This window comes from Allobosea sp. TBD101 (genome assembly GCF_059817965.1).
On sequence record NZ_CM187543.1, the window covers coordinates 4,840,040 to 4,857,503 of the forward strand.

16 protein-coding genes are annotated in these 17,464 nt (G+C 66.6%); 1 reads left to right on the plus strand and 15 read right to left on the minus strand.

Translation table 11 applies throughout. The features are described from left to right. Positions 1-35: 35 nt before the first annotated feature. The 15 genes from AC6RIC_RS23555 to AC6RIC_RS23625 form a co-directional block, all read right to left on the minus strand. Entirely contained in the window at positions 36-1,706 is a 1,671-nt protein-coding gene (locus tag AC6RIC_RS23555; RefSeq protein ID WP_499734153.1) for a phage major capsid protein, read from the minus strand. An 81-nt stretch (positions 1,707-1,787) separates the two neighbouring features. Then, complete coding sequence (locus AC6RIC_RS23560) at positions 1,788-2,411, minus strand: hypothetical protein (protein WP_499734154.1); 624 nt, start codon at positions 2,409-2,411, stop codon at positions 1,788-1,790. Next, a complete protein-coding gene (locus AC6RIC_RS23565) occupies positions 2,408-3,916 on the minus strand; it encodes a phage portal protein (protein WP_499734155.1) in 1,509 nt (502 codons plus the stop codon). Before AC6RIC_RS23565 ends, AC6RIC_RS23560 begins: the two co-directional genes overlap by 4 nt. 2 nt (positions 3,917-3,918) lie before the next feature. Beyond that, complete coding sequence (locus tag AC6RIC_RS23570; RefSeq protein WP_499734156.1) at positions 3,919-4,125, minus strand: phage head-tail joining protein; 207 nt, start codon at positions 4,123-4,125, stop codon at positions 3,919-3,921. A 12-nt stretch (positions 4,126-4,137) separates the two neighbouring features. Then, a complete protein-coding gene (locus AC6RIC_RS23575; protein WP_499734157.1) occupies positions 4,138-6,276 on the minus strand; it encodes a phage terminase large subunit family protein in 2,139 nt (712 codons plus the stop codon). A 10-nt stretch (positions 6,277-6,286) separates the two neighbouring features. Further along, positions 6,287-6,910 carry a hypothetical protein gene (locus AC6RIC_RS23580; protein WP_499734158.1) on the minus strand — a complete coding sequence of 208 codons (624 nt, stop codon included), beginning with the start codon at positions 6,908-6,910 and terminating at the stop codon, positions 6,287-6,289. A 79-nt stretch (positions 6,911-6,989) separates the two neighbouring features. Next, positions 6,990-7,568, minus strand: coding sequence for a hypothetical protein (locus AC6RIC_RS23585; RefSeq protein ID WP_499734159.1), 579 nt, complete (start codon positions 7,566-7,568; stop codon positions 6,990-6,992). Between the two features lie 100 nt (positions 7,569-7,668). Next, entirely contained in the window at positions 7,669-8,415 is a 747-nt protein-coding gene (locus tag AC6RIC_RS23590) for a hypothetical protein (RefSeq protein ID WP_499734160.1), read from the minus strand. Positions 8,416-8,826: 411 nt separating this feature from the next. Next, complete coding sequence (locus tag AC6RIC_RS23595) at positions 8,827-10,557, minus strand: DNA primase family protein (protein WP_499734161.1); 1,731 nt, start codon at positions 10,555-10,557, stop codon at positions 8,827-8,829. Positions 10,558-10,559: 2 nt separating this feature from the next. Beyond that, positions 10,560-12,491, minus strand: coding sequence for a DNA cytosine methyltransferase (locus AC6RIC_RS23600; protein WP_499734162.1), 1,932 nt, complete (start codon positions 12,489-12,491; stop codon positions 10,560-10,562). A gap of 5 nt (positions 12,492-12,496) precedes the next feature. Then, complete coding sequence (locus AC6RIC_RS23605) at positions 12,497-15,187, minus strand: DNA methylase N-4 (protein WP_499734163.1); 2,691 nt, start codon at positions 15,185-15,187, stop codon at positions 12,497-12,499. Continuing rightward, positions 15,184-16,431, minus strand: coding sequence for a DUF7146 domain-containing protein (locus AC6RIC_RS23610; RefSeq protein ID WP_499734164.1), 1,248 nt, complete (start codon positions 16,429-16,431; stop codon positions 15,184-15,186). Before AC6RIC_RS23610 ends, AC6RIC_RS23605 begins: the two co-directional genes overlap by 4 nt. Continuing rightward, positions 16,431-16,637: a hypothetical protein gene (locus tag AC6RIC_RS23615; RefSeq protein WP_499734165.1), complete on the minus strand. Its 207-nt coding sequence runs from the start codon at positions 16,635-16,637 to the stop codon at positions 16,431-16,433. Before AC6RIC_RS23615 ends, AC6RIC_RS23610 begins: the two co-directional genes overlap by 1 nt. Beyond that, positions 16,637-16,801, minus strand: a complete 165-nt coding sequence (locus AC6RIC_RS23620; protein WP_499734166.1) for a hypothetical protein — start codon at positions 16,799-16,801, stop codon at positions 16,637-16,639. Before AC6RIC_RS23620 ends, AC6RIC_RS23615 begins: the two co-directional genes overlap by 1 nt. Continuing rightward, entirely contained in the window at positions 16,798-17,043 is a 246-nt protein-coding gene (locus tag AC6RIC_RS23625) for a helix-turn-helix domain-containing protein (protein ID WP_499734167.1), read from the minus strand. Before AC6RIC_RS23625 ends, AC6RIC_RS23620 begins: the two co-directional genes overlap by 4 nt. Positions 17,044-17,215: 172 nt before the next feature. Between AC6RIC_RS23625 and AC6RIC_RS23630 the strand changes: the two genes are divergently transcribed. After that, on the plus strand, positions 17,216-17,404 hold the full coding sequence (locus tag AC6RIC_RS23630) for a hypothetical protein (RefSeq protein WP_499734168.1): 189 nt from the start codon (positions 17,216-17,218) through the stop codon (positions 17,402-17,404). The last annotated feature ends 60 nt before the right edge of the window (positions 17,405-17,464 follow it).

The following is a 17,464-nucleotide window of genomic DNA, read 5'->3' on the forward strand; positions in this document are numbered from 1 at the left end:
GCGGCATGCGCGCCGCGGTGGTGGTGCGTCAGCCGTCAGTTGCCGGCGTTCTTCACCATGTTGCGGTGGTCGATCGCCTTGGCCGCGAAGAAGATGCGGCCCTTGATCTGCAGGCCGTCGACGTCGAAGCCGTTGCGGGTCTCGATGATCACGCCATCCTCGCCGTCGAGATAGGCGAACTCGAAGGTGTCGAGGGCTGCGGGATCACCGAACAGGAACCACGGCTCGGTGCCGGACGTCGGCTTCAGGCGGGCCTCGACGATCAGATCGAAAGCGTTCTGATACGGATTGATGTCGCCCGACTTGGTGGCGACGATCGAACCCAGCATCTTCTGCGCCGCCACCTTGCGCTTCGGCGTCACCACCAGCGTCCGCGGCCGCAGATTGAGCGGCGTCTTGCCGGACGCGTCGAGCTGCTCGCCCATCAGCTTCTCGGCCTCGGCCAGCGAGGCCTCGCTGATGTCGCCGGCGGTGCCGAGGTTCTTGTGGTTGGCGTGGAACAGGTCGACGCCATCGCTCATCGTCGAGGGATCGGTGAGCATGCCCCAGACGATGTCGTTCTGGACCTCCGCGGCCGCACGGCCGATCATCTCCGGCAGCCGGTTGAAAGCGCCGAGATCGTCATTGATCAGCGCCTCCTCGGTGATGGTGATCGCGCGGCCGTACTTGGCGAGCGCGTAGGTCTCCTTGCTCTCGCCGAAGCTGGCATAGGTGTACTCGGCGCCTTCCTGGATCTGCTTGAAGTTCGGCAGGCCGGACAGGGCGATCACATCCTTGTTCTTGAGATCCGGGGCGTTGCTCTGCCGGCCGAGGCCAACCCAGCTGCGCTGCACCACGCCATAGGCGTCGCGCAGGCGACGGCTCGCGACATTGGCGAGGATGATCGGGAAATCGCTCGTCGACTGGGCGCGCAGGGCGAAGCTCGCGGGCCGGCCGAGAGCGAGGCTCGCAAGCTCGCGGCGGGAGAGACCCGTCAGGCGCCGACCCGTCGAGCGCTCATGGAACTCGCGGAAGGTCTCCAGCAGGCTCATGCCGCGATAGGCCTGCGCCTGCTCGCGCTGGGCCCGCTGCTCGGCAACCTCGCCGGCAAGCGCAGCACCCGGGTTGGCGCGCAGGAAGATGGCGGTCTCGATGCCGCGGCGAAGGGTGTCCCCTTCATCGCGCTGGATCTGGGCACGGGGCACGATCGGCTGCTGCCCTTCGCGGCCGGTCAGCTGCTCGAAGGCGCGCAGGCGGACCTGGTCGACCGTTTCGGCCCCGCGGATGGCGGCGTCGATATCGTCATGAGACCAGCCGGCCCGACGCCCCACCGCGAGGATATCCGCGGCGCGCGCGGTCGCGGTCGCTGCGGGGTCGGACGGCGGCAGAGCGGCAAGGCGAGCCTCTTCCGTCGCGATCTGCCCCTGAATGCTCTCGACCTCGGCCAGAAGGCTCCGATGCTCGGTTTCGATCGCGGAAACGCGCTCGGCCGGAAGTCCGTCGACCTGCTCGGCGATCTTGGCAGTCGCATGGTCCGAGACCTCCTTCAGCTTGGCGCGCAGCGCAATCAGGGCAGGAGAGGCCTCGATCGCGAGCTGTCCCCAGGAGGCGTGAGCCGCAGCATGGCCGCCGGTGGCGGCATGGGCGGCATCGGGGGCGAGAAGCATGACGGCGGCAAGCGCCGCCAGGGCGCAGACGGCGCCCAGCATAAGGAAACGACCCTTCATGGGTTGAACTCCGATGTTGGTGATCCGGCATCAAAGGAGTGCCGCTCCTGCGATGCCGGTTGGCGCAGGTGGCGAAGAGTTTCAGAGGCTGGCTTGCAGCGATCGCATCCGCATGCGGGCAGCGGCAGCCGAGGCCCCGCCGGTAATCTCGACAGCGAAGGGGAAGCTGCGATCCTCCTGGGCCCGAACCTGCGCGCCGGGATCGGCCGGCACCGTCACGAAGCTGATCTCGTGCGGCGTCCAGCGTTCGACGATACGGCGTTCCTTCTCGTCACGCTTCTCCGGACGAACGACACGAATCTGATCGATCGAATATCCGACCGAGATGTTCCGGACGATCTTGTCCGACGCCAGGGCGAAGAGCCGATCGGCAGCCTCATCGAGACCGGCCTTGGGAAAACGAATGGTCGCCAATCCGCGACCACCGTCGATCCAGGCCCGCTCGACCACCGCGACCTGCGATCGGGTCGACCAGGTCGAATGACTGTCGAGGACCGGCGCCCCGGCATTCATGCGGGTCAGGTCGATCGCTCGTTCGGAAACGAGGAGCTCCTCGACGAAGGGGACAGGCGTGTCCCAGCCCTCCCAGCGAATGCGGTCGACACTGGCGCCGGTCGTCCACACGACGTCGAGCGTCCGGGCCTCGACATTCACGCTCGCGAGCTCGCCGCGGCGAATCTGCATCGGCAGCGTGCGCACGGTCATGAGTTTTCGTCTCCGGGTTTCTGGCCATCTGGCCGGCCTTGCGCCGCCCCCATCTGGGTCGTTCGGCGCGGATCGATGTCGAGCACGATCTTCTTGCGATCGATCTCCGCGAGGAATTCGCCCAGACCGTCGATCACCTCGTGCCAGGGGCGGCCCCATTCCTCGATGAACTCCTGCGGCGTCATACGGCCGGCACGGACAGCGAGAATATCGGCCTCGAGGTCCTTCTTCGGATCGACCGGCGGGCGCGCAGGCATCACGTAGTCGTAGCCATAGCCCTCGCGCCGGTCGGCCAAGAGGTTTGTCTGGATCGCGCAGTCGAGCCAACGCTCGACGACCCGATCCATCAGCATGGGTACGAGGTTGAGCCACTGGAACTGCTCGATGAACAGGCGGACGAACCGATCACCGGCCTTGAGGCTGGAGTAATTCGCCTGCCGAAGATCACCCGTGACGATGTCATGCGACAGGTTCACGCCGCTCGCAAACCGCATCAGGTTGGCGAGCATGATGGGCTCGGCCGCAAGGCCTCCAGTCGGCGAAATCGGCTGGATTTTCTCGCCCGGTCGAAGATACAGCATCATGCCGGGATGCATTTCTTCGATCGGCTTGCCATCCGGCGTCGTCGCATTCGGATCGGTCGGTGCCAGGGTCATCTTGCCCGCATCGGGGCTTTCGATCCCGAGGCCGAAGCAGGCCTCCATCCGAGCCTTGACCGTCAAGGCCTCGATAAGGTCGGCATGGTCTCGCGCCGTCAGCAGCACCGGTGCGAAGACCGTGACGCCGCGCAGCTGGCCCGGACGCAGCGGCCGGAACAGGTGGCAAACATCCGCAGCCGGCAACTTATGCGAGTTGACGCTCGACATGACCCGGCGGCCATCGCCATCGCCGACATGGAAGGCCAGGCGGCGATTCCACTCGTCGAGGTCGATGCCGAAGCGCGTCCGGGTGCCGCCTTCGGAAGCCGGCGCGCTGTCGCGCGTCGTGTCGATCTGCTCGCCTTCGAGAACCTGAAGGCGCAGCGGCGGAAGGCCAAACCCGCGCGATCCCCTCTCGGGTGGCCGGATGTCGATCAGCCGTGTGAGCGTGTCGCCGCCTTCGAACATGCCTCCGACGGCCATGCGCTGCTGGCCACCGAAGCCGAGAACGCCCTCGATGTCCGAGATCTTGCACCAGCGCTTCCACATCGTGTTGAGCTGGCGATCACGACGGTCGGAGCCCGTCTTGAACGACACGCCAATGCCGGTACCGACCGAGAGGCTCGACAGGACCTCGATCGTACGCGCGGCTTCGGGCGTATTGCGCGCAAGGTCGTGCGCCCTCGCGGTGAGCCGCTGAAGTTCGCCTTCCAGTGCCGTGTTCGCCGAGCCTGGTCGGCTCGCGAGAGAATTGGCGCGGGGGCTGCGCCGCGCGCCGTCGTAGTAGCGAAGAGCCTGCAGAGCCTGGGCGCGCCGAAGCGCAGCCCGCGGCGCCACGACTGCGAGAGCCTTGAGCCAGCGAGACATGATCAGAACCGGTTGTGACGGGCGACGGTCACCCGGGTTTTGCCCGTCGGATTGAGCGCGTCCTCCATCATCTGGAGAGAGCGCTCCATCTCGTCCTGGTTGCGATAGGTGACCTCGCGCTCCTCGCCCGACGACCGATAGACGACCTTGCGGGCGCCGGTCGCGATGGCCGCCTTCAGGGCGTCGATATCGTCCTGCGAAAAGGCCAATGGAGCATCCTGTCAGCGTTGCAGCCAGCCGCGGCGGGGCTTGGCCAGCCAGCCGGCCGGCTTTGCCGGGGCTGACGGTTCGTTGGGTGCCGGCGCGATCGGAGCCTCGAGGAGGTCCGGCCGGGCGAACAAGTCTGGATCGGAGGGCTTTGCTGGCCGATGAGCCGCGGCGACCAGTTCCTCCCAGCGCGCGGCCGAGATCTGTCCGGCGCCTTCCTGCCAAGCCAGCGCCTTGGCGCCGACGACGATGTCGAGCGCCTCGTTGGGGCGGCCCGGCAATCGTCGCCATTCGCGATGGTCGCCGGGACGCTCGAGCAGTGCCCGCTTAGCCTTGCCCTTGGCCTCGGCCTGCGGATCGACCAGCACTTCGGCCGTCAGCTGTCGGCAATAGTCCTCGCCGATCCAGTCGGGCAGATGCAGCGTGCCATGGGCAAAGCTGCCATCTTCTCGCGCGCCGGCCACCAAGGCCTTCAGGCCCTTGTAGACTGCACCCTTGAGATCGAAGGTGCCGATGAGGCCGAGATCGATGATCCGACCGGCGATCGGTCGCCCGAAGGCGTCCTTCAGCTGGCCTTTCGTCATCGCCAGCGGTGGCGCCTTGCTCTTCGCGACACCCTTCGTCGCGCGCAACCAGGGGCGGCCGGCGACCTTGTCATAGAGCAGCTGCGTCTCGTTGCCGGTATCGATGCCCCAGGCGATCGGATCGAGCTCGATGCCGGCCTCCGTCGGGAAGCTGCGCGCGCCGAGCGCATCGAGCGTCGCGAAATCCACATCGATATCACCAGTGCGGATGATGATGCCGGCGTCGACCAGCCAGCCCCGGAAGCCGGGTCCCCAGGCCCATACGCCCCATTCGAAGGTGCCCGCCTCCTGAACGTCGATGAAGCCGGTCAGCGCGGCGGCCGGATAGGGCACTGTGCCGCGCGGCCAGAATTTCCGCTCCTTCATCAAACGCTCATGGTCGGGAGCGTCAGACGTCGGATCGTAAGGTTCTCCCTCGTCCTGCTGGCAATACGTCTTCTCTTTCAGCGGGTCGCCCTTGGCGGCGACGCTGCGAGCATAGATGTCGCCCCAGCTCTCCATCGGCGAATAGGCCGACCAGAGCGCGTAGGACGGTTGCCAGTCGCGGCACCTGCCCTCACAGGGGTCGCACCGCCATTTGACGAGGTCCTCGGGCGGGAAATGCTCCGGAACCGGCTCAAGTATCGCGCCGGGAACATCCTGGCCCGGATCGTTCGACCGCGTCGGGATCCAGTGTGCCTGCGCCAGCATGGTCTCGCGGCTGATCTGGTCGATCAGCACGCCGCAGGCCTGGCAGGCGAAGGTGACGCGGTTTCGAGAGGCCTCCGAGGGCTTCTCGAAGGTGCCGCGGCGAAGCGTCTGGTACTCGCCGCAATCCGGGCAAGGCACATAATAGCGCCGACGGTCGCCCTCTTCGAACATCAGGCTGATGCGGCAGGTGCCGGCCAACCCCGGCGTCGAGGATGCGAATTCCTTGGCGAGGTCGCCATAGGATTTCTGGCGGGCCCGCGCCTGGTCGATCGGCGAACCGCGGCCATCGGTGTCGAGCGGGTATTCCGAGACCTCGTCCATGACGAGATACCGGATCGAGACCATTTGCAGCCCTTTCGAGCTGCTTGCCGTGACGATCTGGGCGAAACCACCCGAAAATCGCTTGAAAGAGGTCGTTGAGGCGGCCTCATCGCGGGCATTTTCGGGCCTGACGCGATGCCGAATCCGCGGGCTCGCGTCGACGGTCGGCTGGATCTTGACCCGGTTGAACTTGATCGCCTCGTCCAGGCTGGGAAGCACCATCAGGATGGTGCCCGGCGCCCGATCGACGATAAAACCGAACCAGTTGACCGGGATTTCCGATTTTCCGGTCTGCGCGGAGAACTTCAGGGTCACCCGGCGGGCGGGATGATCCGGATGCAGGCAATCCATCGGCTCGCGCAGATAGGGCGTGCGCGCCGTCGACCAGTCGCCAGGGTAGCGCGATCCCGATTCTGCGGACACCTTGCGGAAGCGGTCTGCCCATTCCGAGACCGTCAGCTCCTGCTCCGGCTTCGCCTGGTCGGCCAGCGTCGTGAACATCACGCGCCGGCCGCTCGACAGGCCCGGAAGCCGATCGTGCAATTCTGCCGGCGTCATGCGGTGTCTTTCAGGTCGGGGGCGGCTCCTCTGCAGCAACCATCAGCTCGGTCATCGCCCGCGAGAATTCCTCGAAGCCGGAGCGGACCATGTTCTTCAGCAGAGGCCGCACCAGCCGTGCTTCGCCGCCCAGCTTGGCCGCGATCTGTTCGGCGGTTTGGTTGACGGCAAGATCGAGCGCGGCCCGCATCTGCGTTACCGCTTCGCGGGCCGCGTCTTGGACCTCCGCTGTGGGCGTGAGGAGGCCTTTCTCCTTCGCGAGCTGCAGCTCCTTGATTTCGGCCTCGGCCGTCACCTTGCGGGCGGCGCCTTCAGCCTGCGTCGACGAGCGCTGCAGCTTGCTGCTGGCGCCAGCCGAGGGGAGCGCCGCCCGCGGGGTGGCGTCGATCAGTCGAATATTCTCGGCGCGATGGCGGGCCAGGAGCTCGAAGTCGAGAAACAGGTCTCGACCCTCGCGCTCGACCGGCAAGGCCTCGGCATGTTGTTTCAGATATCGCGACAGGGCGGATTTCGAGACGACGTCGCCGCGCTGGGCGAGCATCCCGACCGCGTCGCGCAAGGTGACCCGATCGCCCATCGTTGCGCCAATCGTTGCGGAAACGGTGACCGTTGCACCCGTTTTCGGATCGGCCACTAGAGAAAACCCGCGCCTCTTTAGAGCCGCAGGGGTCGGGGGGTGCGGGAGGGACCCGCGACCCCACCCCTCGCCGGGGTCACCGCCCTCGGGGGGCGGCGCCGGTCAGGATGGCGAGCAGCTCGCGGGCGATATCGTCGCCCAGGCTGCGGCCTGCCGTCTCGTAGAACGTCGCGGCTGTGGCGCCGGTCACCATCTCGACCGGGATGAACACACCCGATTTCTCTTTCTCGATCGGGGTGCGGCCCTTGCCGGTCCGAGAGAAGAGATGATCGCCCATCTTGAGCGACACGCGGTTGGGGAACAGGCCGCCCTTGATGAACGTGCCTGCGAACACTGAGCGCTGGCCACGCGGCGCAGCACTCACACCCTTGCGGGTCTCGCGCGCACCGAAGTGCTTGAGCGAGATATCACCACCACGCGAGCGGATGACATAGGCGGCCGAGCCATAGTTGGCCCGCGTCACCTTCAAAGCCTTCTCGATCACGCCAGCCTTGAGGCCGGTCTGCTTGACGAGGGCACGCTTCATCTGCGTGCGGGCCTTGTCGCCAGCCTTGTTCAGGCCGCGTCGGACCGCATGCGGCGCCTGTTCGCCGGCCGCCTGGTAGAGATTGGCGAGCCGTTCGAACTGCGAGAGATCGAAGGTGATCTTGAGCATCGCAGTCCCGAAACGCAAAACGCCCCGGCGCGAAGCCGAGGCGTTTCGAAGCTGATTTAGCGTGTTGAAGGTAAGCCGCAAGCCCGAAAAACGTCAAGAACTATTTTTTAGCGAGCAATTTCAACGGGTTATCACCAATCAAGTTTTGCAAACGAAAGCCTTCCAGCACCCGTTTCGGCGCCTTGAGCCAGGGATGCTCGGGCGCGGCCGGGCCAGTGACCTCGTAACGGCGCAGCGCGCCCGCCAGGTCGACCGCAACAAGCACCAGCGCAGCGCGCCAGACGGCATAGAGCGCGCGACCGTGCATGACGTCCTCGACCGATGCCGCCTCGGTCTTCTTGCGGACGCGCCCCCAACGATCAGAGCGCAGACCATCTTGCGCCGCGCGCCCTTCGGGCGCCGCCCAGCCTTCGAACCAGTCCGGCCGCGTCCCGTTCTTGGCATGCGTGATCAGCAGCGCCACGGTCGCCGCCTGCTCCAGCCGGACACCGAAGGCGGCGACGCGACCGTTCGGCGTGATGGGACGGCGCAGCCATTGGCCCTCATACTTGCCGATGTCCTGCCCGGCGGCCGCGGCGCGCTCCCGGTCCCAGATCTCGACCTCGTCGTCGCGCTTCCACTCGATCCACATCTCGCCGGCGGACAGCACCGCGTCATGGACGATCATGGCATCGTCGGCCACCTTCATCCCGAGCGCCTTCAAGGCCGCGCCGCTATTGTCGACCTTGGTTCCCAGCTCAGCATACTGCCCCAGCGACCCCGAAGCGGAGCCGGCCGGGCCGCGTGGCGCCAGCGCCTTCACTTGCTTGTCGACAGCCTGAACCCGATAGGCCCAATCGAGCAGCATCTCGATATCGATCGTTTCCGTCCCAGCCATGGCCTGTCTTCCTGATGATCAGCGAGGGTTGCGAGGGTTGAGCGAGGGTAAAAACCAACCCTCGCAAAGCAAAATTCTGTTTTATTTCAATACTTTGATTGAGAATATGCGAGGGTAGCGAGGGTTTAGGTCGGGTATAGGCATGGAAACGATTGATCCAAGCTCCCCCGAAACCCCCATATCTTCATATGGCGCGCAGAAACCCTCGCAACCCTCGCAAGCCATCGCTTAACTCATTGATCTGGCTTCGATAATCGCCACGCGAGGGTTGCCGGAAATGCTCGCGCGACCCTCGCGACCCTCGCAGCGTCAAACGCATAACGGCGGCGAGAAACGCTGCTCGCGACGCACTGACAGCATGGGACAAGCGACCGTTACGCATCAGCGGTCGTCCTCGCGATGGGGGTTGCGGGGCGCAGGGCGCTCCGGCAGGTCGTGAAGCTTCAGGTTGATGAAGTAGCGAATGCGGCCTTCGATCTTGACGAAGCCCTTCTTCACCATCGTCTGGCTGAAGGCCTTCTCGCTCCATGGCTTCATCGCGTTGGCGAGACACCAGGTTTCATAGGCCTCGTACAGCACACGCGACGGCAACTGGATCGGCTCGTCCGGCGGCGTCGAAGGCTGCAGCCTGGTCACGCAGGCGTCGATGAAACCCTGCACCTGGTCCATGTCGGCGCGATAGGCCCGGGTCGCCTCCTTCACCTCGGGCGGCTCGATCAGCCCGCCCTCGAGATAGGCGAGCGCCCCCTTGATCAGCCAGTTCAGGATGCCCGCGCGCTCGGCCGCGAACTCGCCCAGCACGGCCTCCATCTCGCGCCGCTCTTCGTCGGCAATCGTCACCCCCCAGACGACGAGCGCGATGCGGCGCCAGATGCCGTGGTCGACACCGTCGATTCGGGGGCGATCATTGCCAGACATACTGGCCTTGAAGGCCGGCCGGAACTCGAAGAAATTCCCGTAATTGTGCCGCACCATCATCGGCTCGCCGCCGGTGAGCTGCTTCACCAGCGCCTCGCGCAGCGGCTCCCCGCGCGCCAGTTCCGAGATGCGCACCATACGCGCGCCCGGCAGCTGGGCGAGATCCGGCGAGGCCTGCGAGCCGCTGCGCGACGTCGTGCCGGTCAGCGTCTCGGCATTGAGCGTGCGGGCATAGGGCCCGAACAGCCGCGCCAGCGCTTCGATGAAGGTCGATTTGCCGTTGGCGCCCTCGCCATAGTGGAAGACGAGCTTCTGCGCGCCGATGACGCCGAGCAGCGAATAGCCGGAATAGGCCTGCAGGAACTGCTGCACGGCCGTCGATGGCTGGAAGCGGTCGAGGAAGGCCTGCCAGAGCGGGCATTCGGCATCGGGGTCGTAGATCGCCGGCGCCAGCTTCGCCAGCCGGTCTGCCCGGTCATGCTGCCGCAGCCGCACGCGCCAGTAATACGGCGTCTTGACGTCTGCGCGCGCCTCCTGGTCGATCACGCGCTCGAAGACGAGCGTGCCGTTCTCGACATTGACCAGCAGCGGGTCGGCATCCATCTGCTCGACGCTGATGGTCAGGTGCGGTGCTGCCTGCTTTAGCATCTGCGCCAGTCTGTCGCCATTGCCGCAGGAGACCGAGAAGTCGCGCCGCTTGCCGCGCCGCTTCTTCCAGGCCGACATGGCTTTCATGCCCTCCTCGATCGCGAGCAGATCGGCCTTCTCGCGCTCCTTTTCCGGGATGCGGCGCGCCTCGCGACCGGCTTCGATCGCCAGCTCCTCGGTTTCGGTAGGGCGCATGACGTAGCTCTCGGCCGAGATCCATCGCGCCGCCTGCTGGGCGAGCCGCTGCGCCGCCTCGGCGCCGCCGAGCGGGTCCCAGACGCGGCCGGTCCAGACATGCCAGCCGACATCGCGCACATAGATCAGGTCGTCGCCGCGCCACATGATCAGGCGGCGGCCATTGTCGGTGTCGTTCTGCAGCAGCGCGCAGGCGCGCTCCAGCCGGTCGACATGGTCCCGGCCACGATCGGGCAGGCGCGGTTGCTGGGAAGCCGGGACCGCGGCCGCAGGGGTTGCGGGGCGCTCGAGGATCGCACCGAACGCGCCCTCGACGATATCGGCAATGCGGGAATGCGGGTCGTCGGTCACGATCACTCCGCTGCGATCAGGAAGTCTTGCTGGCGGGAGGCACGCGGCAGCCCCGGCCAGGTCGGCACGGCGGCGCGTCGGCGCTTCTTCACGTCGGGCTGCAACAGCGCTTCGACGCAGTTGGCATAGGCGAGAGCCTCGGCCGGCGGCGGCGAGACGCTGTTGCCGATCTTGTGGCGTTGCGCCGTCTCGGTCAGGCGGCCGCCGGCGGTGATGTCATAGGAATCGGGCATGCCCTGCGCCCGCGCCAGTTCGCGCGGCACCAGCATTCGCATGCCGATATCCCAGACGATGAAGTCGCCGATGGTGACGAACTCGCCCGGCCCATCCCAGACGCCATGATCGCGCAAGAAAGTCGCGACCTCGCGGGCACGAGCCGCCATCTCGGGCGTGAGAGGCGGGAGAGCGATCGCCGCCTCGACATGGGCGAAGCGGTCACGGGTGGTGACGGTGCGGCTCGGCTCGTCATGGCATGCGCCCTCGCCGGTCCCGTAATAGGCCGTGAGATGCGGGGCGATCAGCGCGTGATGCGCCCCGGACGTCGAGATCGTACCTATCGGCTCTCCCGGCCCAACGGAGCGGGTATTCCGGCGCAGCGTGGCAAGATACCCCATGACCGGCTGCACCTGCGCGCCGGCCGTCGCGAGCGTCGCGACCGGCTCATCGGCCGGCCGGCCAATGGCGTTGAGATTGTGCTGCGCCAGATAGCAGGCTGCCAGATTGCCGCCGTTGCCGGTCGGCACGACGACCGGAGCCGGCTCTTCGACGCTGCGCGAGCGCGGCTCCTGCCCCGGCCGCTCGCCATAGCGTGGCACGAGAAAGCCGGTCACGATCTGGTTCTGGTCCTTGGCGTTGGCGCATATCGTGTGATGGGGCCCATCGGCAGGGCGGTTGCCGCCGCCCTGCTGGGCATAGGACAGGAAGGGTGTCACGACGACCGTGTCCGCCTTCGTGGTGTTGGTGTGGTACGGCTTGTCGACCGGCCGCTCGCCGGACTGCCCCATGCGACCACCTACCCCGGCAAGATAAGGGGTCACGGCCGCGAAACGATTCTCAGTCGTAACTGTGCGGAGCGGCTCGGCCGTCTGCTGGCTCCGGTTCAGCCCGCCAGCCCCCTCCCCGTAATACGAAACGACAAACGGCTCCGGCCGGTCGAGCACATGGCGTTTGAAACCACGCGCGATCCGCGCCATCGTTTTGTCGGCGAGCGGGCGCACGACCTGGAGCTTCTGCGCCTTCGCATCGGCCCGGGTCAGGAAGATAGAGGGGCACGGCAGCGACCAGTCGATGATCTCGGCCGCGGTGCGATAGGGCTTCAGCTCGCCCGCGACGACGCGTGGGTCGCTTGGCTTGGCATGGGTCGGTTTCGGCCAGAGGATCGGCTTGCGATCCCGCCGCGCCACCAGGAACAGGCGCTTGCGGATCGTCGGCGCGCCATAGTCGCAGGCCCGCAGCTCGCGCCATTCGACGGCATAGCCGAGACGCTCCAGATGCCGCACCCAGCGGGCGAATTCCGCCCCCTTGTGATAGGGGCAGGGCTTGCCGTCTTCGCCGAGCGGACCCCACTGCGCGAATTCCTCGACATTCTCCAGCATGATGATCTGCGGAGAAACAGTCTCGGCCCAGACGAGCACGACATCGGCGAGCCCGCGCACCGATTTTGAAACCGGCGCGCCGCCCTTGGCCTTCGAATGGTGCCGGCAGTCCGGCGAGGCCCAGAGCACGAAGACGGGCTTTCCCTTCGTCACGGCATAGGGATCGACCTTCCAGATGTTCTCCTTCAGGTGAACCGTGTTCGGATGGTTCGCCGCGTGCATCAGCAGGGCGTCATCATCGTGATTGATAGCGAAGTCGGGCGATCGGCCGAGTGCCCATTCCAGCCCGAGCGAGGCCCCGCCGCCGCCGGCGAAGCTGTCGATGATCAATCCGTCCATGAGGATTACTCCGCCGCTTCGAGCGCCGGAGCGTCAGCTCGCTCGGCGTCCATGAGGTCGAACAGGGAGGGGATCGCGACGCGCTCCTCCGCGGCGGCGCAATGGAAGGCGCCGTCCATGAAATAGCCGGGGTTGAGCTCGACCCCGACGCCGAAGCGGCCTTGCAGGATCGCGCGATAGGGCACGGTCATCAGCCCGCCGAACGGATCGAAGACGGTCTCACCCGGCATCGACATCTGCGCGATCACGCGGTCGACGATGTCGAACTGCAGCGGGCAGAGATGCATCTCCTTGCCCTTCGCCTGCTGCACGCCGTTCAGCGTCCGCATGCGCGTGACGTCGCTCCAGACGGCTTGGTCGGGCGAATGCGGCGGCAGCAGCATGAAGGTCGGCGGCAGGCGCCCGCGCGTCTCCAGCGCCTCGGCGATCGCGACGTGATACTCGAAATCGTAGACGCTGGAGAGGTTGAAGCGCCTCCACATGCGATAGACCGTGGCGGCGTCGACACCCTGCAGATCGTCCGCCTTCAGGGCCCGATCGCCACCCGAACGCAGATAGCCATGCGCATCGATCTGCCAGCGGGCGCGGCTGTAGCCGTCCGGATTGATCCAGCCGCCCTCGATCTGGTCGGCATCATCGGTCAGATCGTCGCCGGCCTCCTGATCGGCGGCGCCGAACCACTTCTTCGCCTTCACCACACGGGTATCGGCATAGGACACCGAGCGATCGGTCTGCGGCTTTCGGAAGATAAGCAGGTATTCCGGCAAGCCGGCACCCATCTTGCTCCCATCCTTGCACTGCTCCGACCAGCCAAGACGATAGGTCTGGTTGTTCTCCCGCACGACATCGGTGGTGATCGTCTTCATCCCGAGGAAGGCGAAGCCGTGACGGCGGAAATGCTGGATCGCGTCGCAATGGAAGGTCGAGACGGTCTGGAAGCCGAGCCCGTTGATGCCGCCTGGAATAATCCGGTCCTTGACATGGATGACGCAGTTGCGGCCGGGCATCAGCGCCTTCAGCAGCGAGGGCGTCAGGAAATCCATCTGCGCCCAGAAATGCGGGTCGCTGTCGGTATGGCCGAAGTCGTTATAGCTCGGCGTGTATTCGTACTGCGTCGAGAACGGAATCGACGTGACGATCAGCCCGAGCGAGTTCTCGGCCAACGCAGCGCTTTCCAGCACGGTGTCGTTGTTGACGATGCGATGGTTGGCGCCCCGGATCTCGACGCGCTCGACGCCGATCGAGCGGGAGAGCGAGGCGGCAAGGGCCTGCTCGTTCAGGCCATATTCGCGGATGATCTGGCTCATCTGGTCGACCATGTGCTTGTGCTGCTCCCACTTGGTCAGAAGCGTGCGCAGCACCGCCTGCTCGCCTTCGGACGCGATGATGTGGATTTCGACCGGCCGCTCCTGCTGGAAGCGCTGGATGCGGTGAATGGCCTGGATGAAGTCGTTGAACTTGAAGCCGATGCCGAGGAACACGGCCCGGTGGCAATGGCGCTGGAAGTTGCAGCCCGAGCCGGCGATGACGGGCTTGGCCGCCAGGTACTGGAACGCGCCGTCGGAAAAGCCGATGATCGTCTCTTCGCGGCTGTCGAGGTCCTGTGTGCCGTAGACCGAGCGCACGCCCGGCACCGCGGCCTCGATCGCCCGCCGCTCGTCCTCCAGGTCGTGCCAGATCAGGAAGTGCTCCGCCGGCGCGCCGGCGAGAATCTCTCCGAGCTTGGCGATGCGCCGCGGGAGGCTCGCCCGCTTCTCGCGGGAGGCGCCGACGACGCCGAGCGCGTCCTTCGCGATCAGGATGCCCTGGCCGTCGCGCTCGGTCTCTCGGGTGGCGAGGTCGGAGGCGACGCTATGGTGATGCACCTTGAGCTCAGGCAGGTCATAGCCGGTATCGTCGCAGCCGAGATCGCTCGGGCGTTGCACGAACAGCGCCCAGCTCGACACCCACAGCCAGAATTCCCGTTCCTTGTGGGGATGGATGGTGAGGCTGTCCGCCTTCTCGCTGTTGCGCTTGAAGAACCGGGTCTTCGCCTCGCCGACATCCATCACCTCGAGGAAGGCGGAATAGGCCAGCAGCTCGATATATTCGTTCGGCGAGGGCGTGGCGGTGGCGACAAGCTTGAACCGCACCGCGTCGAACAGCCGCATGAACTCGCGGAAGGTCTTCGAGCCGCCGAACCCGCGCAGGCACGAGGCCTCGTCGAGCGAGGTCGCGCCGAAGGCCCGCGGATCGAGCTTGCCGTCGCGGATCGTCTCGTAATTGGTCAGGTAGATGCCGCGCGCGGCCGCATCCGCCAGGCTGCGGATGAAGGCGAGTGTCGGCACCCGGTCCGGCCGGTCCTTCTGCCAGGCCGCCAGCGCGTCTCGCGTCTCGTCCGAGATCTTCGGATGGTCGCCCGTCGCCAGCGTGCGGGCGTCGCGCATGAACTCCTGCCGCACCCCGAGCGGGATCACGATCAGCGCGCTTTCGCCGAGCTTCTCGACCAGCAGTCGGCAGAACTCGATCTGCATGAAGGTCTTGCCGAGGCCGAAGGCGGCGAACAGCCCGGCCCGGCCGAGACGCAGCGCCCACCGGACCATGATGCGCTGATGCGGCAGCAGGATCGGATTGATCTCGTGATCGGCGACCTCGATGCCGCCGGCGACGGCGATGCAGGCCTTGGCCTTGAGGAAGGCGAGATAGGCGTCGCTCATTGGCCGGCCCTCGCCATGCTGTTGAAATCCTCGCCCTCGGGCGCGATCGGCGTGGCGATCGACAGGCCTGGGCGCGCGTAACGGGCCCGGCCGCGCTCCAGCGTGGTGCGGGTCAGGAAAGGTTCGCTGTCGCCGTCTCCGAGCAGGCAGAGATGCGTCACGAAGGCCGGGATCGCGATCGCGGGAGCATCAAGATTCGGTACGGCGGAAGGCAGGCGCTGCGCACGCCCCTTCGGCGTCTTCAGGCTCGGATGCGCTACCGTGCCGACGGCATCGCCGCCGAGATTGGCGAGATCGCCGCTGGCCCAGAAGATGTCGCAGGGCAGGAAGCGGCGGGAAACCTTGAGCGAGGTCGCGACCTGGCTGGTCGTTTCGATCCCCTCGCCGATGAACAGTCGGATCGGCTGTCCAGCCTGCCGCGCCGCCTCGATCGCGGACGAAGGCGGGGTGCGCAGCACGATATGCGAGCCCTTCTTCGACCCGCGCATCTTCTTGGCGTTGAGCAGCTCGCCGGTTTCCGGGTCGAAGATTTCGGCCTTGCCGCTCCAGTCACGCTTCAGATGGGTGATGTGCAGCCCGACCATCTCGCCGGCATTGTCCAGCATGGCCGCGAGCTGGGCCGGGCCGCGATAGATCACGCGCGGATGCCTCATCCCGCGGTCGTCGATCTCCTCGCCATGGAAGAAGGCGACATCGTCGGCCTCGCGGATCAGTGCAGTACCGGGCAGCATCAGGTGGCGCGCGTCGAGATAGCGCCCGAGCTTGTCGGGTGACGGAGCGCGGCCGGCCTCCCAGATCCTGCGGCAGGCGGCGCGTTTGCGCTCGCGGTAGCGGTTCTGCTCCTCCTCGCGCTCGGCCCGCTCGGCCGCGATGCGCTGGTCGAGAGCCTCGCGCCGTGCCTGACGCTCGGCCTTTTCCGTCTCGCTCTCGGCGGAAACCCGCTTCGGCCGTTCGCGGCCCGACAGCTTCTCGCAGGCATCGACGAAGGCGGCGCGCTCGCCGACCAGGGCAAGCCCCAGCGCGTCCCCGCCCTTCGCCTCGCAATGACGGCAGTTGAACTTGCGCTTGACCAAGTGCACGGCGAAGCGATCACGCCCGCCGCAAGCCGGGCATGGCCCGGCAATATCGTTGCCCTTGTCCTTGCCCTTGGCCGGCGAGAAGCCGCAGAGCTGCATCGCCAGCGCGAACGAGCCGGCGCGGGCCTCTTCCACCCAGAGATCGAAATCGGGATCGCGCTCGCGCATCAGGCGGCGTCCCGGAACAGCGCGATCTCGGCCGCGCTCCACAGGGCACCGGGCGCATTCTTGCCGGCGACGATGTCATCGGCCGTGCTGCGCTTGAGCTTGAGCACGAGCGCGATGATGGCGGCCGGAATGCCGGCCTTCGCCATGCCGCGTGCCGCCGAGCGGCGCCACTTGCCGACCTTTTCGAGGCGGAACCGACGCTTCATCAACCCTGTCCCCGTTCCTTGAGGGCGGCTTCGGCCTCGGCTGCGCGTTCGTCATGCAGGCGGGCGCTGGCGATGTGCTTCTTCGCGAGCCGCTGATGCCGCCGCGCCAGCGCGCGGTGCCAGGCGCTCCAGAGCGCGTGATGGAGGATGGCGACGGCGGTCACGGGTGCACCGCGTCGAGAGCAGCCATCTCGCGCTCGATCCGACGCTGCTCGACCTCGAGCTGCGCCCGCCGCTCGGCCCGCACCGCGGCGGACAGCCACTCGCACGGTCCAGGCATCACCTCGGCCAGGACACCGGGCCCGAAGACGTCGAGGATCTTGACGAACCAGCCGAGCGAAGGCGCGGATATGCCGCTCATCCAGTTCTCGACCGTGCGAACCGGCGCGCCGAGGCGCGCAGCCACCGCTTCGGCCGTCTTGACCGGATGGGCATGCCTGAAGAGGCGGCACCAGACTCGGTGGTCGATTGCCCCTATGCTGGCGTGTTTTCCCGCAGACCTGTGCATGGATATCCCCGATGGTTGAGCCATCGGGGATGCGCGGCGCTGATGCCGCGGCGAACAGGAGACGGAAGACGTGGACAAGGCGGGAGACGAGACGGACATCTCAGTGGTCTCCCGGCAGGTGGAACGCAGTGGCGGCGGCGATGCGGCGGAGCGGAAACTCCGACGCGGCGCCGCCCGCGCGGCGTTGAAACAGGCCTTGATCGGGCTGGCGAAAGCAAAGCGCGCGCGTCATGATTGCGCCGCCGACCAGCGCACATAGGCGGCGTAGAGATCCGGGCCACTGCGACGGCGCTTGCCGGGCGAAAGCATGCCCAGCACG

Bases quoted from the DNA above. Each gene is read 5' to 3' on its own strand.
- AC6RIC_RS23555 (WP_499734153.1), bottom strand. From the start codon at position 1,706: ATGAAGGGTCGTTTCCTTATGCTGGGCGCCGTCTGCGCCCTGGCGGCG.
- AC6RIC_RS23560 (WP_499734154.1), bottom strand. From the start codon at position 2,411: ATGACCGTGCGCACGCTGCCGATGCAGATTCGCCGCGGCGAGCTCGCG.
- AC6RIC_RS23565 (WP_499734155.1), bottom strand. From the start codon at position 3,916: ATGTCTCGCTGGCTCAAGGCTCTCGCAGTCGTGGCGCCGCGGGCTGCG.
- AC6RIC_RS23575 (WP_499734157.1), bottom strand. From the start codon at position 6,276: ATGACGCCGGCAGAATTGCACGATCGGCTTCCGGGCCTGTCGAGCGGC.
- AC6RIC_RS23585 (WP_499734159.1), bottom strand. From the start codon at position 7,568: ATGCTCAAGATCACCTTCGATCTCTCGCAGTTCGAACGGCTCGCCAAT.
- AC6RIC_RS23590 (WP_499734160.1), bottom strand. From the start codon at position 8,415: ATGCTGCTCGATTGGGCCTATCGGGTTCAGGCTGTCGACAAGCAAGTG.
- AC6RIC_RS23600 (WP_499734162.1), bottom strand. From the start codon at position 12,491: ATGGACGGATTGATCATCGACAGCTTCGCCGGCGGCGGCGGGGCCTCG.
- AC6RIC_RS23605 (WP_499734163.1), bottom strand. From the start codon at position 15,187: ATGAGCGACGCCTATCTCGCCTTCCTCAAGGCCAAGGCCTGCATCGCC.
- AC6RIC_RS23610 (WP_499734164.1), bottom strand. From the start codon at position 16,431: ATGCGCGAGCGCGATCCCGATTTCGATCTCTGGGTGGAAGAGGCCCGC.
- AC6RIC_RS23615 (WP_499734165.1), bottom strand. From the start codon at position 16,637: ATGAAGCGTCGGTTCCGCCTCGAAAAGGTCGGCAAGTGGCGCCGCTCG.